Source organism: Ligilactobacillus animalis KCTC 3501 = DSM 20602 (assembly GCF_001434535.1).
In the GTDB taxonomy this organism is placed as follows: Bacteria; Bacillota; Bacilli; order Lactobacillales; family Lactobacillaceae; genus Ligilactobacillus; species Ligilactobacillus animalis.
Genome location: NZ_AYYW01000011.1, coordinates 1 through 24,745, shown reverse-complemented (window position 1 = coordinate 24,745; position 24,745 = coordinate 1). Strand labels below are relative to the sequence as shown.

The window sequence follows — 24,745 nt, the reverse complement described above, 5'->3', positions numbered from 1 at the left end:
GGGCCCCTGTCAGGTGTGCACATGTGGATTTATTTTGCCTTAATTTCCAATATTTTACATAAAATTTACAATGAATTTACCATCGAATAATTTCTTTTTAATAAGTAAGTGTGATACGATAACCCTGTAACCTAATAAATCACATTAAAGGAGGAATTTCGTGATTGAAAACGAAATATTATCAACTTACTGGAGAACAGGCACTTGCTGAATTAAAGAGTTCAGCTAATGGTTTGACTGAAGCTGAGGTCAAAGCACGTCAAGAAAAATACGGTCCTAACGTCTTAGAATCCAAGAAGCATACAACTTTACTCCAAAAGTTCATCGCTCAATTCAAAGACTTGATGATCGTGATCTTGATGGTTGCTGCCCTAGTTGCCATGCTTGCAGGTGAAGTATCCGATGCTTTGATCATCTTTTTAGTGGTGATCCTAAATGCTGTCTTTGGGGTCTTTCAAGAAGCCAAGGCTGAAAATGCGATCGATGCTTTACAGAAAATGACGACCCCTTATTCACGTGTCAAACGCAATGGTGTGGTCATGCAAGTCAAAAGTGATGAGATCGTCCCAGGGGATATCGTCTTGCTCGAAGCTGGCGATATCGTTCCCGCCGACATGCGGATCCTCGAATCTTCTTCTCTCAAGATCGAAGAAGCTGCTTTAACGGGCGAATCGGTGCCCGTCGATAAAGAAAGTAGTGTCTTGACTGAAAAAGAACCTCCTTTAGGCGAACAAAGCAACTTGTGCTTTATGAACACCAGCGTCACATATGGTACAGCTGAAGCGGTCGTCTTTGCAACGGGAATGCAGACCCAAGTTGGGCATATTGCTACCATGTTAGATGAAGTTGACAACTCCGTAACTCCTCTACAAAAAAACATTACCCATTTGAGTAAGGTCTTGACTGTTTTGATCTTGATCATCGCTGTTGTGATCTTTGTCTTTGGGGTCATGACAGGACGTGAATCCGTCTTAGACATGTTATTAACAGCGATCTCACTGGCTGTAGCTGCGATCCCTGAAGGTCTACCTGCGATCGTAACGATCACCCTCGCCTTAGGTACCCAGACGATGGCTAAACGCAAGGCGCTGGTCCGCAAATTACCAGCAGTCGAAACCTTAGGGACAACTGAGATCATCGCTTCTGATAAGACTGGGACTTTGACCCAAAATAAGATGACTGTCGAACAACTCTACACTGACTATAACTTAGTAGCAGCTGATAGCTTCAAAGTCTCACCTGAAAAACGTTTAGCCCAGATCATGATCTTAGCTAATGATAGTCAAGAAACGCCCGATGGCCTAGTCGGTGATCCGACTGAAACCGCCTTGATCCAATACTATTTGGATCGTCAAATGGACGTTAAACAAGTCCAAAATGATTTTCCACGGATCAATTCGATCCCCTTTGATTCTGAACGTAAAATGATGTCAGTGATCGTTTCGCATGCTGGCCAACGTTATTTGATGACCAAAGGTGCCGTTGATGAGATCTTACAACGAACAACTAAGATCGAAGATAATGGTGAAGTCAGACCGATCACGCAAGCCGATAAAGATAAGATCTTGAACACCAATCAAGAATTAGCGCTCGAAGCTTTACGTGTTTTAGGCTTTGCATATAAGTCTTTGACTGAAGCAGAAAGCAACGTTGAAGCAACATCGGATAATTTTGAAAATGACTTGATCTTTGCCGGAATGATCGGGATGATCGACCCTCAAAGACCTGAAGTCAAAGATGCCGTTGCTGAAGCTAAATCAGCTGGTATCCGCCCACTTATGATCACAGGTGACCACAAAGATACCGCTAGAGCCATCGCGATCCGCTTAGGTATCATTCAACCAGATGATGAAAGTGGTGTGATCACCGGACGCGATCTAGATGCAATGTCTGATGAAGAATTGAAGCAAAATGTGGCTAAATACTCGGTCTATGCTCGCGTTGCTCCAGAACATAAAGTACGGATCGTTAAGGCATGGCAAGCACATGGCAAGATCGTAGCGATGACTGGTGACGGGGTCAACGATGCTCCAGCTCTAAAGACTGCTGATATCGGGGTCGGCATGGGGATCACCGGGACTGAAGTATCTAAGAATGCTTCCGATATCGTCCTAGCCGATGATAACTTTGCCACGATCATTTTAGCTGTTCGCGAAGGTAGAAAGGTCTTTGCCAATATCCAAAAAGCGATCCAGTACCTCTTGTCGGCTAACTTGGGTGAAGTATTGACACTCTTTATGATGACCATGCTCAACTGGTCGATCTTTGCTCCAGTCCAGATCTTATGGATCAACTTAGTCACAGATACGTTCCCAGCGATCGCTTTAGGTGTTGAAAAAGGCGAAAAAGACATCATGAAAAAGAAACCACGTGGTAGCAAGTCGAACTTCCTATCCAATGGTGTCGGTTCAAGTATCATCTACCAAGGGATCTTGGAAGGTGTCCTAACGCTTGGGGTCTATTGGATCGCGATCAACTATCCATTCCATGAGACATCAGCTCAGATCCATGCTGATGCGTTGACAATGTCTTATGCAACTCTAGGTGTGATCCAATTGTTCCATGCCTTTAACTCCAAATCGATCCATGGAACGATCTTTTCTAAGGAAACATTCAACAACAAGTACTTCAACATTGCTGTCTTGGCCTCAGCTGTGTTATTAGCAATGACGATCTTCGTTCCAGCCTTTAATAGCACGTTCCACGTTACAACGCTTGCGTTAGAACAATGGGGCATCGTTTTAGGCGCTGGTGCTTTAATGATCATCATCGTTGAAGTTGTGAAATTCTTCCAAAGAAAATTCATCTACAAAGACTGATCAGTACGAAGAAAAATGAATAAATAATACGGTAAGGGACCTACTACGATGCATATTTTGCGTCATAGTAGGTCCCTTGTCGTATTATTTTATTTGTTAGACATCACGGTAATTCAACAGCTTGATCAAGTTCAACTAAATAAAGATATTTATGGGGCACAGGTTTATTTAAGATCTGCTCCAAAGCCGTTTGATATAAATTCAACTGACCTTGATAGCGTTGTTTGATCTTTTCGACTCCATCTTCACCATAAACATGATCGGTCTTGTAATCAAATAAAACGACCTCATCATTTTCAGTGATAAAATAACCATCCATGATCCCGTGGACTAAGATCGGATCGGTCAAGGTCTCATCTAACTCCTCAAAAACTTTACCCGCTGGCAAGACCATCGAAAAAGCTACTTCGCGCTTAGCCCGCGTATGATTTTTTAAGAGCTCTTGGCCTAACGGTGTCGTATAAAAAGCTACGAGCTTAGCAACATCGATCCGTTTAGCGACTTCAGGCGTGATCAAGCCATCAGCGGTCAAACGTTGCAATAAAGCATTGACCGTTGTGATCGTTGGGATCTGAGTCAGATCCGATTCTTGGAAGAGCAAGTGAACAGCCGTCCCGATGGCAGCTGGCGTCACTTGAACTTCTTCTGTCATAAAGCGCGGTTTTCTAAAATCACCGACTTCACGATTAGCCGTTGTCTCGGGCGTGATCTTTGCCATTTTCTCAAGGTCAGGATCATCAAACAAACGCTTGATATCCGAAACAGCTTGATAGGCAGCAGTCCTAGTTGCCGCTTCATGTTGATACTTACCTGCTAGGATCTGATCGATCTTAGTTATCATCTCAGGGGTAAGTTTGGTTTGGGCTGTGGTTTGCTCATCAAACCACTTAGTTAGATCTACTTGCGCTAGCCGTTGTTCATCCGCAATATCGTTGTAATTAGCAAAATCCAATGCAAATTCGGCTGGTATCTCATCTAAAGCTGGGTGTGGTCGCACTAAGAGATCAAATGCTTGAGCAATATTTTCCCGCCGTGCAACTGCGGGCAAGATCCAATCCATGAAATTTTTGGCATTGGCGCGAACATCATCTGGCAATAACAATTCAGAAGTTTGAGCCTTTTCGACCAGTTTTTCCACTTGTTCTCGTGAATCATAGCCTGCCACGATAAAGAGTTTTTCTTTGGCCCGGGTCAAGGCAACATATAACAAGCGCATCTTTTCAGCGGCACTCTTATTTCTAGCGGTTTGTTTAGCAAGATTTTTGACCAAAGTCTCATGTTCGATCCGGCGCTCTTGATCTAAGTAATTCATCGCTAGACCAGCTTTTTCACTTAAAATATACTTTTTATCCAGTGAACGCATATTGAATTTTTTAGCCGCATCGATCAAAAATACGATCGGAAATTCCAGCCCCTTACTGCCGTGGATCGTCATGATATTTACCGTGTCATCGCTTGTCTTTAAGACCGCCTCGGAGAGATCATCTTGTTTTTCTTGCATCTTTTTGATAAAACCAATGAACTGAAATAGTCCCTTAAAACTGCTCTGTTCATACATCGCGGCTCTTTCATAAAGTGCATGCAGATTAGCTTGGCGCTGGGGCCCTCCTGGCATGCCACCGACATAATCCAAAAAGCCTGTCTGCTCATAGATCGCTAGGATCAAGGTAGCCAGTTCATTTTGATGCGCCAGATCTCTAAAGCCTTGCAATTGCTCCATAAAACGTGTGATCTTAGCATAAAGCGCTTGGACAAACGGTTCTTTTCCTTGATTGCTTGGATCTTGATAGAATTTTTCTAGGGCGTGGAAATAATCCCCGCTCTTATCATTGATCCGCAGATAGGCTAACTCATTTTCCTTTAGCCCCACGATCGGTGAACGTAAGACCGCAGCAAGCTCGATATCTTGGTAAGGATTATCGATCAAAGCTAAAAGCGCCAACATGATCCGCAATTCCGTCGTTTGAAAATAATTTTGGGACTTCTGCACATAAAATGGGATCTCTAGTCGCTTCAACTCTTCAGATAACAATAGATGATTGGTCCGTGTCTCTGATAAGATTGCAATATCGCCGTATGTGATCGGACGCATCTGGCCTGATCCTCGGTCATAGATCTCAAACTTTTCATCATGCAATTCTTTGATCTTCTTAGCCACTAAAGCGATCTGACCTTCTTGATTGGAATTGATCTCAAAGTCAGGCCCCATCGCTTCTGGTTCTTGATCCCAGCGCATTTTTAATGGCTTTTTAGCTGGATCATTCAAAGGATCTTCTTCCGAGGTATATAACAAGATCTCAGTCGGTAGCGACATTTCCGGGTAATCCTTAGCTCCATAAACTAACTGCGCATTTTTGTCATAATCCATTTCCCCGATCTTTTGATCCATGATCTGTGAAAAGATAAAGTTCGTCGTTGCCGTGATATTTTCAGCTGAGCGGAAATTCTCAGCCAAAATGATCCGCTCGTTTGGATCATCTGAGCGACCAAATCTCTGATATTTACCTAAAAATAGTGTTGGATCAGCCAAACGAAACGCATAGATCGACTGCTTGACATCCCCTACCATGAACATGTTATCCTGCGCCAAAGTCGTCAAGATCGCTTCTTGCAGTTGATTAGTATCTTGATACTCATCGACCATGATCTCTTTGTAGCGTGCTTGCAAGAGTTCTTTGACACTTGTATCTTCTTGTTGGCGTAAGATCTTTAACGTCAGGTGTTCTAGATCACTAAATTCCAAGACATGGCGCCGTTTTTTCTCTGCTTGATAGCGGCGCATGAAGCGTAAGACCACTTCAGCTGCCTTTTTAGCCAAGATCTCAGCTTGTGTAAATAGCTCAATGGCCTCACTTTCTTGGGCATTAAAATAATTACTCAAAAGTTCGCTCAACTGCTTTTTCGTCTCATCACGCAGCGCTTGAGCTTGATTTTTTAGCACTTTTTGTTCATCATCCAAGCGGGCTGCAGGGGCCCGTTTGAATTCGACCGCCTCTAAAGTCACTTTTAGCTCGTTATACGAGATCGTTGACAGATCAAGCTCAGCTAATTTACACAGCGCTTGCTCTTCTGTATGATAAAGAGCCTTTAATTTTGCTAACTTATCTTCTGGATCATCGATCTCCTCTAAGATCTGCGCTGCTTGCCCCATATAGTTGGCAAATTTTTGCAGTTGCTCAGCGACGTACGGCATGAATTCATTGCGATAAAAACCACTTTGCTCTAAATTACCCGCTTCCAAATGATAATTTTTAGCCAAATCTTCAAGCCAAGCTTTGGGATCAGGATTGACATTGGCAAAATCAAATAACTCCATCACAAGTTCAGTCAAGCCATCATCACTGCGATCATTAGAAAAATTCAAGGTCAGCTGTTCGAACAAGGAATCTAACTTACCGTAAAGTTCTTCCCGCAGATCTTCCCAAACACTTTCGCGCAGTAAAGCCCGCTCTGTTTCATCAGTCAACAAGCGAAAATCAGGATCGACCTGGGCTAAATAGTAATATTTTTGGACCATACGCAAGCAAAATGCATCGATCGTACTGATATCAGCTACATTGAGTTTTGTCAGTTGTTGTAGGTAAAACCGCTTAGTCTCAGGGTCGGCTTCAGCATTGATCGCTTGTCGCAAAGCGCCTTGGATCCGTTCTTTCATTTCCCGCGCGGCTGCTTCAGTAAAGGTCAAGATCAACATCTCGTCCACCGCGGTTTTCTCTTTGATCTTCCTGATAACACGTTCGACCAACACCCGGGTCTTCCCTGAGCCGGCTGAAGCAGCAACTAAAATATTTTTGCCTTCATCGTTGATCGCCTGGAGCTGACCAGGTGTAAATTTGATCTCAGCCATTATTTTTCCTCCTCAGCTTGTAAAAGTTTTAAAATATCGGCGGGCTTTTCCGTTGGGAGCCGATAATAATTATTTTCAGGTAGCATCGGATCAAACTGCATGATCGCTTCATATGGTGTGTATTGTAACGCCGAACCATCTTTGAACAAGGCGGGCATCAGATCGAGCCGCCCACTAAAGATCATATCCGTTGCTTGTTTGATCAATTCTTCATTGTGTAACAACCACGCCTCCAACTGATCGGCAGTCACTAATTGTGCGCCGGTTGCTTTATAACTCCCATTCTTATTTCGTCTAAAAGGATAGATCAATGAATTACCTGAACTCTCGAGCAAGCTTTCATCTAGCCCCTCTAACACATCGGTCTGATCTAGCAATAGCCCATTATATTTGTTCTTTTTGAGCACTTCATCTTCATAAACAGCTTGATAGATCTCTTTTTGCTTGAAGGTCGGATTGTAAAGGTGCATATACATCGCACCAGCTGTCGCGATCTGCTCTTTTGTAGCATCTTTAACTAAAGTCGTCTTATTCTTGAGTAAAGCATCCAAATACGTCAATAATTGTAGCGCTAAGCCAAAATAAGCTTTCGCATGGTCAAATTTCTTTGCGCTCGACTTGTAATCGACCAAACTTAGATAATGCTTATCCCCTAAAACCAATTCGTCGATCCGATCGATCTTACCACGCACGGTCACTAAACGATCATTTGGTGTGGTGAATTGCAGCCCAGCTAGACCGGATAATTCACCTACATGTCCAAATAAAGCTTCGGTCTGGATCGTCTTTAACTTGCTGAATTGCCGCTGTTTGTGGATCGCTCCCCCAACTTGTTTAGCCGCTGCATTCAATTGTCGCGCCAAAAAACGCATTCGGTTAGAACTATCCAAGATCTTAAACTGTGGTAAACGTTTAGTCAATTCGACACTTTCTCTAAAGTAAGCATCAAATTCGGGACCCTTTAATAACTTGAGATCTTGCCCATTTTTTAAGAGCAATTTGAAAAATGTATCGAGCAACGTATGGAAGTATTCACCTGTATTGGCTGCGTTCATCTCAAATATCTCACGTTCTTTTAAGCCCAAACCGTATTTTAGGAAATATTCATACGGATTAGCATAAAAGTCTTCTAGCCGCGAGATCGAGGTCTTTAATTCTTTACCATACAAGCCTTTGACACTTTCAGGGGTCAGTTGCTCAGGAATATTTTTATAGTCCAAACTCCGATTTAACTGCTCAAACAACGGTTTAGTCGCAGGATCTTGTTGAAAGCTTTGGAATAGATGATCCCAAACTTCGGGTAATTCCCGCTGTTCGGTGATCGCTTGACGTTCGACTTTGATGAGTTCACTCATTGTGGTCCGTTTAGTACCGATATAATTTAAAGCATCACTCGTTCCATCATTTTTATGGGCGTGGCTCAATGGAAGCTCTAAAGCTTGTTTGATCCGCTCAACATAGGGTGAACATTTGAGATCGAGCTGATCATTATCACTTCGCGGATAACTCAAAAAGAGTTTTTGGGTCGGCGTCAAGAAGGCAAGATAATTCAAAAAAGGCTCATTGGCTAAAACATGTTCAGTATCATCGGGTAGGTAACTCGTTTCACTTAGAGTCGGCTGTAACATTTCCTTATCATGATCGGAAAATAACCCTTCACTGACAGCAACGTCGGGCATCACTAAATCTGTCGCCCCTAAAAGCATGACGACTTTTTTGTCATTTGGTTGGACCATCCCGCTTTCAGAGATGACAACTTGATCCAAAGTCGTTGGGACTTGACTATAGGTTGCTCCTTCAAAACCTGCTTGGAGCAGATCTAAGAAATCTTGGGGCTCAAATGGCTGCTCACCTAAGATCTCCACATACTCATCTAAAAGATCACAAAAAGTCCCCCAGACCTGTTCTTCACGCGTTGAAGCATCGACCTTCCCAGCCTTTAAAGCCTGCTTACGCCAAAGATCTAACTGTTCAACTACGCCGGCATCGACTAAAAATTCATATAACAAACTGGCAGCAGCTTTTCCGGTACTAGCTTTAGCCAACTTCGCATAAAACGGTGGCAAGAGTTCTTTTACATAATTTTTGATCAGATTGATCTTAGCGGTGATCTCATCTTCATTTTTCGTTCGTGCGCCAAAATCACTAGTTCCAAACCGATAGTAGACCCAATCTTCACCTAACCATCCCTTTTTACGGTAGCCAAATTTAAGGACTTGATTTTCGGCTAGATCAAGAGCTTGGCGATACTCGGCTAATGGCATGAATTTACCTTCACATTTTGGTAACAACAACTCTGTCTTCAACAAGCGCATCATATCTTCATAGCGGTAGTTGCGCTGTTCGACCAAAAAGAGGGCTTGGATCAATTCGACCAAGGGATGATCGGACATCTTTTTTTGCAGATCGGTAAAAAATGGGATCTCAAATTGCTCAAATGTCGGTTGCAAAATATTTTTATACGGATCTAGATGGCGCGTCAATAATAAGAAATCTTGGTAACGATAGCCCTCAAGTAAGACCATCTGGCGGATCTTTGTGGCTAAACATTTAACTTCTTCTAAACGATCATCAGCCTCGATGAGTTGGAGATCACCTTGCAACTTAGGGGTCAAGGTAAATGGTTTTAGATCATTTGAAGCAATCCAATAGTCTTCCAGCGTAACTAGATCAGCACTGACACGGTCTTGTTTAGCAAAACTATCGACCATGACTTTAACATGTTCTTGGCGTGCTAACTGATACAAGCGATAATACACTTGACCTGAGCGGTAAAAAAGCTCACTTGCTTCTGGAGCATGATGGACATATGGACGATCCAAGACTAAAGAAACGGTCACTTGTTCTGCATTTTGCAATAAACTAGTAATGATCTGATATTCGCCGGCGTTGAACTGGGAAAAGCCATCCAAGATAAAATAACTGTGACTAAGCTCACTTTGCGCCAACTTTTTAGCTAAGGCTTCTAGCATATTAGCTGTTCCAAGGTATTTTCCCTGGATATGTTGCTCAAATTCCCGATAAACGATACTTAGATCGTGCAACTTAGCTACTAGATCGGTATCTTTACTCTGTTCTAACATCTCATAACTATGCCACAGATCCTCACTTGTGATCAAAGCTAAACTCAATTCGATCAATTGACCAGCTAATTGTGACACAAAGCCAGTCTGGGTCTGCTCACTCTTAAAGATCGTCAATTCATCGTTTTTAGTCCGCAAGATCTTATGGACCAACATATTAGCTCCAGCAGCCGATAGTCGGGGCAACTGGTAGCTAGGATCGTTTTTCATAAAATACCAAGCCAACCGTGAAAAAGAAAGGATCTGGATATCCGTAGCGGCTAATAGATCTTGATCTCTACTTTGCCGTAACTGATCTAAAACTGAAACTTCAGCCGCAAACTTTATATGATTGGGAACGATGTAATATATTTTGGCTTTAGGATCAGTTTGACTGATGTTTTTTATCTGCTCTAACAGTAACGTCTGGTGGTCTTTAGCCGCTGTGCCTAGCACAAAATTCAAACTCATAACTTTTTTCCCTTTCTAAATGTAATTTACACCAATTATATCAAAGCAAAACAAAAAAGGCTCTGTTTAAAACAGAACCCCTTTTCATTAAATATTATCGTTGTTATTGAACAAACTATCTACCGAACGATTGTGATAGATCAAAGAAATTGCTTTCGCAAAGATCGGTGCGATCGATAAAACTTTTAGCTTGGAGAATTGCTTGTTTTCTGGGATCGCGATCGTATCTGTTACCACAACTTCTTTATATGGTGATTCTTCTAACTCTTCGACGGCACTTCCTGAAAAGACCGGATGCGTTGCACAAGCATAGATCTCACGTGCGCCCGCCTTATCCAAAGCTGCCGCTGCATCGGCCATCTTACCACCAGTATCGATCATATCATCAAAGACGATGCAGTTATGGCCACTGACATCACCAATGATCGAAGAATTCTCGATATCTAAACGAGCATCATCGCGTTTATCAACGATCGCGATCGGTGCTTTCAAGAGATCTGCTAGATTTCTTGCACCCTTAACACTATTATGGTCAGGCGCTACGACAACGACGTCTTCACAAATGCCTTTTTGCTTAAAGTAAGCGGCTTGTTCGTAGATCGCTAACAAATGATCCACTGGAATGTTGAAGAAGCCTTGTAACTGGCCTGCATGTAGGTCCATGGTCACAACTCGATCAGCCCCAGCTAAAGTGATGAAATTAGCGATCATCTTAGCTGTGATCGGTTCACGCGAACGTGCTTTACGGTCAGCACGTGCATAACCATAATAAGGAATAACTGCATTGATCGAACCAGCACTGGAGCGTCGTAATGCATCCATCATGACCATCAATTCCATAAAGTTTTCATTAACCGGATCAGCGACTGATTGCACGATGAACACATCGTCTCCACGCACACTTTCATTGATGTTGATTTGGATCTCACCATCACTGAAATGCTTGACTGAAGCATCACATAACTTGATCCCCAGTTCATCTGCGATCTTTTGTGCCAACGCTTGATTGGAATTCAATGCAAATAACTTGATATTTGCATTTTCTTGCATTTTTTCCATAAATTCCTCCAGATTTTGTCTAATTGCCGTTCAGCTTAATTATTAGAGACACAGTATATGTTGATTATAACATATTATTAGTCCAGTTGGGCCTTGATCTGTTGGACCATTGCGAGCTCTTCGTTAGTTGGAACTAGCATCACTTTGACTTTTGAAGTTTCCGTGGAGATCACACCTTCATGGTTAGCTTCATTTAGCTCTTGGTCTAATTGAACGCCTAAACAAGCTAAGCGTTGGCAAACATCAGCGCGTAACCATGGGTTGTTTTCCCCGATCCCACCGGCAAAGACCAACACATCGGCCCCACCTAATTGGGCAAAATAACTTCCGACATATGACACGATCTTATTTAGGTAAACATCTAAAGCTAACTTGCAACGTTGATCAGCTTGATTAGCTTTGATATCACGCATGTCATCCGAATAGCCTGACAATCCTAATAGCCCTGACTTTTGGTTAAAGAGCTCAAGAACTTCATCGGCTGTTTTATCGAGTTTCTTCATTAAAAATAGCACGATTGAAGGATCAACATCCCCAGCTCGGGTCCCCATCGTTAGTCCGGTCAAAGGCGTGAATCCCATCGAACTAGCAAAGGCTTTTCCATCTTTAACAGCTGAAACAGATGAGCCACTCCCCAAGTGCAAAGTTATCAATTTAAGATCAGCCAACGGTTTTTCTAAAAGATCAGCTGTCTTTTGTGCCAAATATTCATGACTGATCCCGTGTTCACCATAACGTCTGATCCCATATTTTTGCGTCAATTCATATGGCAAACTAAAGATCGCATTTTCTTCTGGCATTTGTGTAAAGAACTGGCTGTCAAAGACCGCATATTGGGGCGTATCGGGCATGACTTGTTGCATCAATTCGATGTATTTTGCTTCCATTGGATTATGTAATGGAGCATGGTCACTCAAAGCTAAGACTTCTTTGATCGCTGCTTGATCCATCTTAGTAGCTTGCGTGAATTTAGTTCCTCCAGCTACGACACGGTGACCAACACATTTAATGTCAGCTAAAGATGTGATCTCTAACTCTTGGATCTTTTCAATGATCATTTCAGCCGCTTTTTCATAAGATAGGTTATCTTGTATTTCTTGATATGTCTGATCTCCATATTTGATCTCAAACTTTGAACCTGGAGCTAACATCCGCTCTACCAAGCCCTTAGCGACGACTGATTCATCGGTCAATTCAAATAGTTTCCATTTAACTGATGAACTTCCGGCATTCATTAACAAAATTTTAGGCATTTCTGCACACCTCCGATACTTTTAAGTATAACTTAAAAAGTAAAATTCAAAAAGATGCTTTATTTTCCCATATAGATTCTATTTTTGTGGAATTTGACAATAATTAATCTGTTTGTTACATAAACGTGACAAATTGTAATTTTATCGGAATATGTATGTTATATAAAAAATGTATACTGCTAGTGTAGATAAATGAAAAGCAAGTAAATATTAAATATTTTTTTAAGGAGAGTTTACTTATGGAAATGAAGAAAGTTATTACGGGAGCTGCCGCGTTATCTGGTTTAGTTGCATTGGGCCAAACAGCAAATGCCGATGAAATTATCGTTAAAGCTGGCGATACAGTATCTGAATTAGCCCTTAAATACAATACAACGATTGATGCGATCCAACAAGCTAACAAATTACAAGATGTAAACTTGATCTTCGTTGGTCAACGCTTAGAATTTGGTAGCAACGTTTTAGCTGCTTCACAAGCTGCTCAACAACCAGCACAAGCAGCTCCACAAGCTCAAACTCAAGTCCAAGAAGCACAACCTGCACAACAGCAAACACAACAAGTGCAAACAACTGCTCCACAAACTCCATCAAGCGATGCTGAAGCAAGTGCTAAAGCTTGGATCGCTAATGTTGAATCAGGTGGTTCTTATACCGCTCAAAACGGCCGTTACTATGGTAAATATCAATTGACTAACTCTTACCTTGGTGGAGATTACTCCCCAGAAAACCAAGAACGTGTAGCTGATAACTATGTTGCAAATCGTTACGGTTCTTGGCAAGCAGCTAAGTCATTTTGGCTTGCTAACGGCTGGTACTAATATCAGTTAAATATAACTTTACACTTTACGGACTCAAAAAAATTTTGAGTCCGTTTTTTGCGTGGTTGAGCCAATGACACAATATCTAGCGATTAGCAGAGCAAAATTTATACTACATGTTGTATAAATTGTGGTATACTGATATCACAATCAAATTAGAAGGGGTTTTATTCTGATGGCTTTAGATCTATATACCAAAGATAATTGCATCCAATGCAAGATGACCAAGAAGTTTTTAATGGAGAATAATATTGAATTTGGAGAACATAATATCTCCGATCATCCAGAATATATCAACTACCTAAAAGAAAAAGGTTTACGCACAGTTCCAGTTTTAGAACAAGATCACGCACCGATCATCAATGGTTTTCGGCCTGATCTCTTAAAGAAGCTGGCAGCTCAATGAAAATAATCTATTTTAGCGTCACCGGGCAGACCCGACGCTTCATCAAAAAACTTGGGCCTACCGTCGATGCCACTGAGATCGATCCAGTGGACCCACTTTTTATGGTAAATGAACCTTTCGTCTTGATCGTACCGACTTATGAAGACGAGATCACTTACCCTGTGACTGAATTTTTAGAATACGCAAATAACGCTGCATCATTAAAAGGGATCGTCGGGACCGGCAACCGTAATTTTGCAGAGTTATTTATTTTTACAGCTAAAAACTTGTCTAAAAAGTTTAATGTTCCAGTGATCTATTCGTTTGAATTCAATGGAACACCCACAGACGTCCAAAATTTCAAGGAAGCGGTGAATAAACTTGAGTCTTAAAGATATCGATATCAACAATGTTACGTACTACGACCTAAACAACCGAGTCAATATTCCTTTAAACGGTCAGATCCAACTCGACCAAGACAAAGCAGCTTTGAGCGCCTTTTTCAAGGAAAACGTCATTCCTAATACGATGACCTTTGCTTCACTTAAAGAACGCTTTGACTATTTACTAGACAATAATTATCTTGAAACACAATTTATCCAAAAATACGATTTTGCCTTCATCGAAAAGCTCTATGCGCAATTAGAAGCAGCTGATTTTCGTTTCAAGACCTTTATGGCAGCTTACAAGTTTTATACCCAATATGCGCTAAAAACCGATGATGGTAGTTATTACTTGGAAAGTTTCATCGATCGTGCAGCGATCAATGCTTTGTACTTTGCTGATGGCGATGAACAATTAGCGCTGCAACTAGCTGATGAGATCGTTCACCAACGCTATCAACCAGCAACACCAAGCTTTTTGAATGCTGGGCGGGCTCGCCGCGGTGAATTAGTTTCTTGTTTTGTTTTACAAGTTACTGATGATATGAATTCGATCGGCCGCGTGATCAACTCCGCCCTTCAACTCTCACGGATCGGTGGTGGCGTTGGGATCACCTTGAGTAACCTGCGTTCAGCTGGCGCACCGATCAAAGGGATCAAGGGCGCAGCTTCTGGGGTCGTACCTGTCATGAAATTACTCGAAGATAGTTTTTCTTACTCCAATCAGTTAGGCCAACGTCAAGGGGCTGGGGTCGTTTATCTGAATGTTTTCCATCCCGACATCATCGACTTTTTAGCTTCCAAAAAAGAAAATGCCGATGAAAAGATCCGGGTCAAGACACTCTCCTTAGGTGTGCTCGTGCCGGATAAGTTCTACGAATTAGCCAAGCAAAACGCCGATATGTATCTCTTTGACCCATATGATGTCGAAAGAAAATACGGTACACCGTTCTCTTACGTCGATATTACAGCCGAATACGATAATCTGGTCAACGATCCTGATATCGCTAAAAAGAAGATCTCTGCTCGCTTGCTCGAAGAAGAGATCTCAAAATTACAACAAGAATCTGGCTATCCTTATGTTGTCAATGTCGATACAGCTAATAAGGCTAACCCGATCAAAGGTAAGATCATCACCAGCAACCTCTGCTCGGAGATCTTGCAAGTTCAAACACCATCTTTAGTCAACAATCAACAAGGCTATGATGTTTTAGGAACTGATATCAGCTGTAACTTAGGCTCGACCAATATTGCTAACTTGATGGACTCCCCTGATTTTGGTCGGTCTGTCGAAGCCATGACACGGGCCTTGACCTTTGTGACCGATCATTCAGATATCGATGTCGTGCCATCCGTGCAACACGGCAACCGCCAAGCGCACACGATCGGGCTTGGCGCTATGGGCTTACATGCCTTTTTAGCTAAAAACCAAATGCACTATGGTTCACCAGAAGCTTTGGAATTTACCAGCTTATACTTCATGTTGCTCAACTACTGGACCTTAGTTGCTTCCAACAAGATCGCTAAAGAACGCCAAACTAGCTTTGTTGGTTTTGAAGAGAGTGATTATGCCAATGGTAAATACTTCACCAAGTATTTGACTGAAGACTTTACACCACATTCTGAAAAAGTCAAAGCGCTATTCAAAGATATCTTCATTCCAACTAAAGCCGATTGGGAAAAATTGAGTCAAGCAGTCAAACAAGATGGCCTTTACCATCAAAATCGCTTAGCCGTCGCACCAAATGGCTCGATCTCATATATCAATGATACGACTGCCTCACTGCAACCGATCATCAACAAGATCGAAGAACGCCAAGAAAGAAAGATCGGTAAAATTTATTATCCCGCACCATATCTTTCAAACGAAACTTTACCATACTACACTTCGGCTTACGATCTAGACATGCGTAAAGTGATCGATACTTATGCAGCCGCACAACAACATGTTGATCAAGGGATGAGTTTGACGCTCTTTATGCGTTCCTCGATCCCAGCCGGGCTTTATGAATGGAAGAATGGTCGGACTGATAAGATTACGACCCGTGACCTCTCGATCCTACGTAACTATGCTCATCATAAACAGATCAAATCGATCTACTATGTCCGCACGTTTACCGATACACAAGATGAAGTCGGGGTCAACGAATGCGAAAGCTGTGTAATTTAGCGAGGTATTTGGAAAATGGAAAACTATAAAGCAATCAACTGGAACAATTTAGAAGACCAGATCGATAAAGCAACTTGGGAAAAATTGACCGAACAATTTTGGTTGGATACTCGGATCCCCCTTTCAAACGACTTAGCGGACTGGCGGGAATTTTCCGAGGCTGATAAAGATGTCGTTGCTAAAGTCTTTGGGGGCTTAACATTATTGGATACTTTGCAATCTCAAGATGGGGTCGCAGTGCTTAAAAAAGATATCCGGACACAACAAGAAGAAGCCGTCTTCAACAATATTGAGTTTATGGAATCAGTACACGCTAAGAGTTACTCCTCGATCTTTTCAACTTTGAATACACCTAAAGAGATCGAAGAGATCTTTGCTTGGACCGATTCAAATGAGATCTTGCAATACAAGGCGCAAAAGATCAATGATATCTACCAAAACGGAACACCTTTGCAAAAGAAAGTCGCTTCCGTATTCTTGGAAACATTCCTCTTTTACTCTGGTTTTTACACGCCACTCTATTGGTTGGGGCATAATAAACTCGCTAACGTGGCGGAGATCATCAAGTTGATCTTACGTGACGAATCTGTTCACGGAACTTATATTGGTTACAAGTTCCAATTGGGCTTTAACGAGTTGAGTGAAACTGAACAAGAAGAATTCAAAGGTTGGATGTATGAACTTTTGTATGATCTCTACGAAAATGAAGAAAAATACACCCATCTCCTCTATGATCAAGTTGGCTGGGTCGATGATGTTTTGACTTTCTTGCGCTATAATGCCAACAAAGCTTTGATGAATCTAGGAATGGATCCGCTCTTCCCAGATACAGCCGAAGATGTTAACCCTGTCGTTATGAACGGGATCTCAACTTCGACTTCCAATCATGACTTCTTCTCTCAAGTTGGTAATGGTTACTTACTTGGTAACGTGGAAGCTATGCAAGACAGTGATTATGAATTTTAAAAACATATAATAACAAGGGTCCCATTATGATGTAAAGATACGCATCATAATGGGACCCTTGTTATTTACTGTGAACTGTATTGTTCTTGAGCGCTAAAAAGATCACGCCTAAACTGGCAATTATCGCCAAACCAAAATTCAATAAAACTACACTTTTGACTGAAAGATATGTCAAAAGTAAACTCGACAGCAACAATGAGGCTAATGAAGCCAGACGCCCACAGCTCGAACGCAATGAAGTCAAAGATGAAATATGCGTCGGTGAAACTGTTTTGGAAAATAGCACGTTGCTGAAATATTCAAAAAGGGTGAAGATAAAGACTAAAACTAAATAACTGAGTAAAAAACTCATTTTGACTGTAAATGCTAAAAACACACCCGCACCCACTAATCCTAACATGGATGCCAAATACCAACGTTTGATCGTAGATGTGTCCAGTTTTACCGGCAAGCTATAGGCACCAAGACTTATCAGTTGGAAGATAACATAGTAAATATAAAATTGCTCCTTATCAAATCCCTGCTTCAAAAATAACGCTTGCCAGAGTTGGTAGTGGGCCTGAAAGAAAAATTGTCCTGCAATCGTCAAGGCGATCATCAGCCGTAACTGCCGTGAATGCTTGAGTTCGCTAAATCCCGTTACCATTTGTGCGACCAAGCTCTGTTTCAAATTTTGCTGTGAAATATCAGTATTTGCCTCAAGATAACCATACCTGACCGCCAAAAACGCTACTAACGTCAAGCTCACACTCACCAAATAAAACTTTATCCCCAACGAGTAATACAACCATGAACCAATTGTCCCGCCCAGCAGTAACCCGATAAGATCCAAACGATTAGTATTACTGATAAATTTAGCGACTAGGTGGCTTTGATCTTGGTGCTTGAGTTCATTTATCAGTTGTGCATCCAGCGTCCCACTTTCAAGTGCCATTGCCAAGCCATAGCACGCCCAAGCAAGTAGCATCGTCTGAAAGCTTTCACCTAACCAAACTAGCAAAAACATCCCGATCAAAAAGACTTTTGCCCATAAAAAGAGAACTTTTTTAGAATACAGATCAGCTAATAAGCCACTGGGATATTCACTGACTAAAATGACCAGACTATAAGTCGCTTGGACCAGCATGATCTGCGTCAATGATAAGCCTTTAGCAAACAAGAGCACGGTCAAAACTGCATGTGGTAAAGATGCCGCTAATGTGGTCAGAATAGTTGCTAAATAAAATATTTTGATATTTTTATGTAGTTGTAACAAAGCACTCCTCCCCTTTGATTTGTTACAGATTATAGCACAGAACTTAAATTCCCCAAATCCATTCAATAAAAATAGACTCCAGCTAACAACTGGAGCCAAATTTTAAGAATTATATCCAAATATAACCACAAATATCATTCCATACACCATAAGCAAACTGATAAGGCCAAAGATCACAACAAGCCCGACCTTAGCCAAGGACGACATTTTTTTAGTTTTGATCACAATGAGCATAATCACTAAACTTGCTACTAAAATAGTTAAGAGTGGTAAGAAAAATATCACTTTGAGCAACATAAGCTGTAAAAAACCGTCCATCTTTCTCAACCCTTTCTATTCTACAAGTAAAATTCCACGTACCATAGAATAAGGAGCGCAAGTATTACGAGTACGATCTTGGCAATTGGCGGTAACTTTTTAGTTCTGATCAAAGCAATTATGCCAACTACACTTGCACCTAAGATAATTAGCGGTAACCAAAAAAATATTGCATTTACCCAAATAAAATACAATAGATCCTTCATTTTCCCCGATCCCTTCTATGTTTATTCCCACTTTAAGTATATCTGAACAACTACTGCCAAAGAAAGCAAAAAACACCCAGACACATGCCTGGATGCTTAATGTTTATTGTAAAAATCTTGGTAAGAGCAAATTGCGTCTGGTGCCCTTTTTGATATGCTTTTGGTTGACAGTCAATGTCACTAAGATCATCGCATCGACTAATGAAGTCCGCTTTCGATAAGCCGTATATTTAGCGCTCCACTTGGTGACATATTTGTTCTTATAGGAACGTAACCCTTGGAAAGCATAGAAGCGATCACCATATTCAAAGATAAAGCGCGCAACTCGTTCACCGATAAAGCTAAAGCGTGATTCACCGACATTTGATAACGGCGCCATCCCCATATCAAAGTACTCATAGCCCTGCTCTTTACCATACTCGAATAAACTGATAAAGATCTTGTCCATGATCCCGGATGGTGCATCTTGACTGTGACGCATCAGATCGATCGATAATGTCTTTTCGTCCATCGGCATCATCGAAGCAAATGCGACTAGTTTGCCCGAAGCATCACGGATCAAACAGACCGGTGCTTCATTTAAGTAGGCTTCATCAAAGAAACCTAGTGAAAAGCCCTTTTCAACTTGTTTACCTAACCAGCTATCCGAGACCGCTTGAAGTTCAGCCATCAAGTTATCATCAAATGGTGGTTTGGCAAAAGTAAATTCATAGCCTTCACGTTCAAATTTATTCATCAAAGCACGTTGCGCCCGCCGCTTTTTACCTTGAAGCGTAAACTCACTTAGCTTGACCAAGCCTTCTTCACCTGTCTTGATAAAATCAAACCCATACTCATGCAGTAACATCGTGAAGCTCTCGTTGATCTCATAAAAGACCAATTGATAGTCATAATTATCCGCTTCTTGCATGAACGCTTGGACAGCTTCTTGGAGATAAGCATGATCGCCCACCGGTTCACCCATGATGATCAATTTATCAGTCTTGATCCGGTACATGAAGAAGAGTTTATCTTCGCCATCTTCGGTGTAAAAATACAACTCTTTATCCTGTAAAAAGGCTAGATGGCTCACTTCATTACCACCAAATTTTTCGATCACCGCCCGCACACGTTCTTTATCAAAACCAGTATTTGCAAAAATGTCTTTACCACTGCACAAATAGTTACTGATCAATAATAAGACACAAGCCGCGATCAATAAGCCGATAAACCCGGAAAGCCAGATACTTTGTGCCGGGAATAAAAAGATCGTTGGCACGCGATGATGATGCACATAGCTTGGTGAGTTGATAAACCCAACGATCGCATACAAGAAGAAGATCCCCGCAAAAATCGAGCCATCTACGATCTTTTTAATGATCGAATAGCGTAGTTGCTTGCGATAGAGCTCTTTACGTGACAAGACGACCATCACTAAGATCACACCTAAAAAGATCGCTAAAGTTGGCGTGTAGACGCGCCATAAAGTATTGACGATCCCGATCCCTAAAACGATCAATGTCGGCCAATAGGCTTTTTTGACCTTAGCTTCGATTCCACGTGCCATCCCGATCAAGGCAAATGCAAAGACAATATCGGTCAACTGGTTGATAAATAAAAAGGTGTACGGATATAGTTTTGCTAAAAATGAGTTTGAATACGCCCAATTAGGAATAGCTGCTTCTAATAACAATAAGATCCCGGAGACATATAGAAAAGCGGTCAATAATATATGGGCCGTCTTTTGCAAGATCAACTTTGGGATCCCGTTTAACTTCTGATTGACTTGACTGCCCGCATAGTGGATAAAAAAGCTCAACCCGATCCCAAAAGGAATGATGTAATAGAACAAACGGAAAAACAATAACCAGATCACGGCTTGCTCTGTGGTGACACCAAACGGCAATAACCCAAACATCATGAAGACATCAAATGAGCCCAAGCCCCCTGGCACCATGGAGACGATCCCTAATACCGAACCTGTAAAATACAACGCTAAAACGGCAGCGTAATTCGTATGTATCCCGAGTTGTTCACCGATGAAGATGAAAAATAACGCTGCAAAACCCCATTCTAACAATGAAGCTAAGATCAAGACCAGTTCTCGCTTTAAAGTCAGATCCTTAAAGAAATCTCCCTGCTTGAATTTAGTCGTTAGAAACAGGATCGGAAAATACAGTCCGCCACCGATCAGCCACGGCCAATAGCCCTTTAAATGTGGACCAAGATCAAAGCCAAAGATCAATCCTAGTGAGACCCAACAATAGAGCGATAGACCTGCTAATAAAAACAGTGCGATCTTAGATAACGCATAGACGACCTGCTTTTTACTAGCATTTTTGTGATAAAAATCAGCCCGCAAAGCTGCTCCTAAAAAGCCACCAAAACCGGCAATATTAGTTGCCGTATTAGTGATCCACCCACTGCGTAAGATGTACCACAGGCTGTATTTATCTGGTAAAAATTTAACGATCGAAAAATCATACAATAGCATGGGACTGACCGCAATAACACCGGCACCAATCATTAAAATAATACTAAATAATGATTGATCAGCGAGTCCCTGTTCAACTTGATACCAATCGACCTCGCGAAAGATCTTTCCGATTTCAAAAGTTACAAAAATCAATACTGAAAGGACAAAAATTAATTTCAGAATAGTTGCTCTTTTTTCAACGAAGCTTTTCATCTGCTGAAACGCTTGCTTCATTTTTGTAAAACCCCCTCGTAATTTATACTTTCTTAATTATACCATATGCCCCACTAAAAAAAGGCCACCCACAACAGGTGACCTAGGGAAGTTATAAACTCCAATCTTCTTTTGGTCCTACCGGCACAATCCCCGATGGATTTAAGTCTAATTGTCCGCGATAATGATGGACTTTGATATGCTCAAAGTTGACTGCATCTGCTACTCCTGGCGTATTGTACAATTGACGAACATAACGCCAAAGATTAGGATAGTCGCTCAAAAGTTTGAGGTTACATTTGTATAAGCCATAAAAGACGACATCAAAGCGCACTAAGAAAACAAATATCTTCCAGTCGCTCTCAACTGGAGCATCGCCAAGCAAATATGCTTGACCTTCTAAACGCTGTTCTAAATCATCTAACATCGTAAACACTTGCGCGACTGCTTGCTCATATTCAGACTGTGTTTTAGCATCTTTCGTCGCATTGACTTTAGCATAAAACGAATCGCAATAAACATTTAGTTCATCGATCTGGGTGCGTAAAGCCTCAGGGTAGTAATCGGTGTGATCTCCCGTCAATTCATCAAATGCCGACTCTAACATGCGCATGATGTCCGCTGATCCATTATTAACGATCTGTCCCGTCTGTTTATCAAACAAGACCGGTACGCTAGCGATCCCAGTATAATCAGCTTTTGCTTTGGTGTAAACTTCTGGCAATGATTTGGCCCCAAAGATCGGATCAGCGATCGTGCCTGGAAAATCGCTAAATTGCCACCCATCAGCTTCCAATACCGGATCAACGACTGAGAGGCCGATATAGTCTTGTAAGCCCTTGAGATCACGCATCAATAAAGCACGACTTGCCCACGGACAACCGTAAGAAACGTACAGATGGTACCGACCTTTCTCAGCCTTAAAACCACCTTTACCTGTTGGCCCCGCTGCACCATCTGGGGTGATCCAATTACGAAAACCGGGATCGACTTGGATATCTTTGCCCTCAGCTCGCAGTTGAGCTAAACTTTTTTGCGTCCATTTACCGTTAACTAAAGTACCCATATTTTGACCTCTTTTCTTCACTTATAATTTTATTGTAGCTTTTTCCTAGCAAATACTTAACTTATTTGCCTAGTCTCTAAAATCTGTACTTTGCATATCCTAAAATATTTTTTGTATATTTTAGACCACACATCAAGAACTGTCAATCAAAATCGCGCACAACAGATATTTAAATCTAAAAAAAGACGCATCCCTCAAATGAGAGATACGTCTTTTAGCAAACTGAAAGTAAATCAGTTGAGAAACTCTTATTTAAGAGTAACTTTAGCGCCAACTTCTTCAAGTTTAGCTTGGATTTCTTCAGCTTCTTCTTTAGCAACGCCTTCTTTGATAACGGAAGGAGCGCCATCAACTAAGCCCTTAGCATCTTTCAAGCCAAGACCTGTGATATCCTTAACTGCTTTGATAACTTTAACTTTACCAGCACCTGGATCTGTTAATTCAACATCAAATTCGCTCTTTTCTTCTGCAGCGCCTGCAGCAGCACCTGCAGCTGCAACTGGAGCAGCAGCGGAAACACCGAATTCTTCTTCGATAGCTTTTACTAAGTCGTTTAATTCAAGAATGCTAGCTTCTTTTAAGTCAGCAATGATCTTTTCTGTATCTAAGGCCATTTTAAAATCCTCCATTTTGTAGATAATAATTATATATTTTAATTAAGCGATCAGGATGCGCGCATTAAGCTGCATCTTCTTCTTTGCTGTCGGCAACTGCCTTGACAGCGTATGCGAAGTTGCGAACTGGTGCTTGCAATACAGAAAGCAACATAGAAAGCATACCTTCGCGGTTTGGTAATTTTGCAAGAGCGTGGATCTCTTCCAAGGAAACGACCTTGCCTTCGATCATACCACCCTTGATTTCCAAAGCTTCATGATCTTCTGCGAATTTAGATAAGATACGAGCAGGAGCTGTAACATCTTCATCAGCAAAAGCAACGGCAGTAGGGCCTGAGAATGTATCATCAAGACCTTCGTAACCTGCCTTATCAGCAGCACGCTTCAAGTATGTGTTCTTGATAACACGCATTTCAACGCCTGCTTCACGTAATTCTTTACGCAAGTTAGTAACTTCTTCAACCGTTAAACCACGGTAGTCAACTACGACAACAGAACTTGCCTTTTCAAATTTTTCAACAACTTCTTCAACGATCGCAGCTTTTTTAGCGATAATTTCTTTACTCAATTGATTCACCTCCTAGTCATTGTGTCGAAACTCTTTTAAAATAAAAAAGCTCCATGTCCACCAAGACACAGAGAGAATAACCGTAACATTACTCCTCGGCAGGATATTAAGGCTTGCGCCACCTGAGTCTTAGGTAGAATCATATATTGACCTTTAGTATATTACCATGCAATAGATCGTGCGTCAAGTATATTTGCAAAATAAATTTTAAAATCTGAGTACAAATATCCTACAGCATGAGTTTTACTTCAAATCTTCAGTTTTATAGGTATTAAAACCTTCATAGTAATATGAAACATCGATCCCCTTGAAAAAACTTTCCTTACTCAGATTATCCGTCAAATTATTTTGCAAAAGATATTTGAGTTCACCGGTCGAAACAGGACTGCGCTTCATTGCATTCAGGTATTCGTTTTTATCGATATTATTCCAGGCTACGATCTTACCTAATTTAGCTCTTAGCAGATTATCGAGCCACAAACGCATACTCCGCCCATTTCCTTCACGAAAAGGATGCGCAATATTCATCTGCTATATAAAATGTAGAACAATATAGAAGTTTAAGTACATTCTTCTACACTGTTAGAAAGAATTATATAGTTTTTCCTTTCCTAATTTTATTTACTGCCGTCAACATTAGTATTCCCATATCCTAACGAGAGGGTAATGACAGTGACTAACTCTTACAGTTTAAGGGTGTAGCCCACCCCTGTATTTTTTATATCAGTGCTAATAAATTCAACACTGCGTTTTCATCTCTGTCCATAATATTTCCGCATTCATAACAGATATATTCGTTGTGCTTAGTTCTATATTT

At 41.3% G+C, this 24,745-nt stretch carries 15 protein-coding genes, 2 pseudogenes and 1 other annotated feature; of the genes and pseudogenes, 6 read left to right on the top strand and 11 right to left on the bottom strand.

Going from position 1 to position 24,745, the window contains the following annotated elements:
* The first annotated feature begins 164 nt into the window (after window positions 1–164).
* Window positions 165–2,819, top strand: coding sequence for a cation-translocating P-type ATPase (locus FC30_RS02540; protein WP_010688494.1), 2,655 nt, complete (start codon window positions 165–167; stop codon window positions 2,817–2,819).
* Window positions 2,820–2,922: 103 nt separating this feature from the next.
* Here FC30_RS02540 and addA read toward each other — a convergent pair whose 3' ends face one another.
* The 4 genes from addA to FC30_RS02520 all read right to left on the bottom strand — a co-directional run bounded on the left by addA (window position 2,923) and on the right by FC30_RS02520 (window position 12,511).
* Window positions 2,923–6,666, bottom strand: a complete 3,744-nt coding sequence (gene addA / locus FC30_RS02535; protein WP_010688495.1) for a helicase-exonuclease AddAB subunit AddA — start codon at window positions 6,664–6,666, stop codon at window positions 2,923–2,925.
* Window positions 6,666–10,199 carry a PD-(D/E)XK nuclease family protein gene (locus FC30_RS02530; protein WP_056938462.1) on the bottom strand — a complete coding sequence of 1,178 codons (3,534 nt, stop codon included), beginning with the start codon at window positions 10,197–10,199 and terminating at the stop codon, window positions 6,666–6,668. Before FC30_RS02530 ends, addA begins: the two co-directional genes overlap by 1 nt.
* 87 nt (window positions 10,200–10,286) lie before the next feature.
* A complete protein-coding gene (locus FC30_RS02525; RefSeq protein WP_010688497.1) occupies window positions 10,287–11,258 on the bottom strand; it encodes a ribose-phosphate diphosphokinase in 972 nt (323 codons plus the stop codon).
* A gap of 77 nt (window positions 11,259–11,335) precedes the next feature.
* On the bottom strand, window positions 11,336–12,511 hold the full coding sequence (locus FC30_RS02520; RefSeq protein WP_010688498.1) for an acetate/propionate family kinase: 1,176 nt from the start codon (window positions 12,509–12,511) through the stop codon (window positions 11,336–11,338).
* A gap of 239 nt (window positions 12,512–12,750) precedes the next feature.
* On the opposite strand from FC30_RS02520, the gene apf reads away from it, so the two are divergent.
* The 5 genes from apf (at window position 12,751) to nrdF (ending at window position 17,233) form a co-directional block, all read left to right on the top strand.
* Window positions 12,751–13,329: an aggregation-promoting factor gene (apf, locus tag FC30_RS02515; protein WP_010688500.1), complete on the top strand. Its 579-nt coding sequence runs from the start codon at window positions 12,751–12,753 to the stop codon at window positions 13,327–13,329.
* Window positions 13,330–13,504: 175 nt separating this feature from the next.
* Window positions 13,505–13,735 (top strand): glutaredoxin-like protein NrdH, encoded by a 231-nt coding sequence (gene nrdH, locus FC30_RS02510; protein ID WP_004051414.1) that lies wholly within the window; start codon window positions 13,505–13,507, stop codon window positions 13,733–13,735.
* Window positions 13,732–14,106 carry a class Ib ribonucleoside-diphosphate reductase assembly flavoprotein NrdI gene (nrdI, locus tag FC30_RS02505; RefSeq protein ID WP_010688503.1) on the top strand — a complete coding sequence of 125 codons (375 nt, stop codon included), beginning with the start codon at window positions 13,732–13,734 and terminating at the stop codon, window positions 14,104–14,106. Before nrdH ends, nrdI begins: the two co-directional genes overlap by 4 nt.
* Entirely contained in the window at window positions 14,096–16,267 is a 2,172-nt protein-coding gene (gene nrdE, locus FC30_RS02500) for a class 1b ribonucleoside-diphosphate reductase subunit alpha (protein ID WP_010688505.1), read from the top strand. Before nrdI ends, nrdE begins: the two co-directional genes overlap by 11 nt.
* A gap of 15 nt (window positions 16,268–16,282) precedes the next feature.
* Window positions 16,283–17,233, top strand: coding sequence for a class 1b ribonucleoside-diphosphate reductase subunit beta (gene nrdF / locus FC30_RS02495; protein WP_010688506.1), 951 nt, complete (start codon window positions 16,283–16,285; stop codon window positions 17,231–17,233).
* Window positions 17,234–17,294: 61 nt separating this feature from the next.
* On the opposite strand, the gene FC30_RS02490 is transcribed toward nrdF, so the two are convergent.
* The 7 genes and pseudogenes from FC30_RS02490 to FC30_RS09730 all read right to left on the bottom strand — a co-directional run.
* Entirely contained in the window at window positions 17,295–18,488 is a 1,194-nt protein-coding gene (locus FC30_RS02490) for an MFS transporter (RefSeq protein WP_010688507.1), read from the bottom strand.
* A gap of 627 nt (window positions 18,489–19,115) precedes the next feature.
* A complete protein-coding gene (gene mprF / locus FC30_RS02475) occupies window positions 19,116–21,701 on the bottom strand; it encodes a bifunctional lysylphosphatidylglycerol flippase/synthetase MprF (RefSeq protein WP_010688510.1) in 2,586 nt (861 codons plus the stop codon).
* A 91-nt stretch (window positions 21,702–21,792) separates the two neighbouring features.
* Window positions 21,793–22,746: a glutathione S-transferase family protein gene (locus tag FC30_RS02470; protein WP_010688511.1), complete on the bottom strand. Its 954-nt coding sequence runs from the start codon at window positions 22,744–22,746 to the stop codon at window positions 21,793–21,795.
* A 248-nt stretch (window positions 22,747–22,994) separates the two neighbouring features.
* Entirely contained in the window at window positions 22,995–23,360 is a 366-nt protein-coding gene (gene rplL, locus FC30_RS02465) for a 50S ribosomal protein L7/L12 (RefSeq protein WP_004051402.1), read from the bottom strand.
* 64 nt (window positions 23,361–23,424) lie between these two features.
* The gene (gene rplJ, locus FC30_RS02460; protein WP_004051400.1) at window positions 23,425–23,928 is read right to left on the bottom strand and encodes a 50S ribosomal protein L10; all 504 of its coding nucleotides are present in this window, start codon (window positions 23,926–23,928) and stop codon (window positions 23,425–23,427) included.
* A 33-nt stretch (window positions 23,929–23,961) separates the two neighbouring features.
* Window positions 23,962–24,080, bottom strand: a sequence feature (ribosomal protein L10 leader region).
* Between the two features lie 91 nt (window positions 24,081–24,171).
* A pseudogene (locus FC30_RS02455) lies at window positions 24,172–24,456 on the bottom strand (protein adenylyltransferase Fic); the annotation flags it as partial.
* Window positions 24,457–24,646: 190 nt separating this feature from the next.
* Window positions 24,647–24,745, bottom strand: a pseudogene (locus FC30_RS09730) (RNA-guided endonuclease TnpB family protein); the annotation flags it as partial.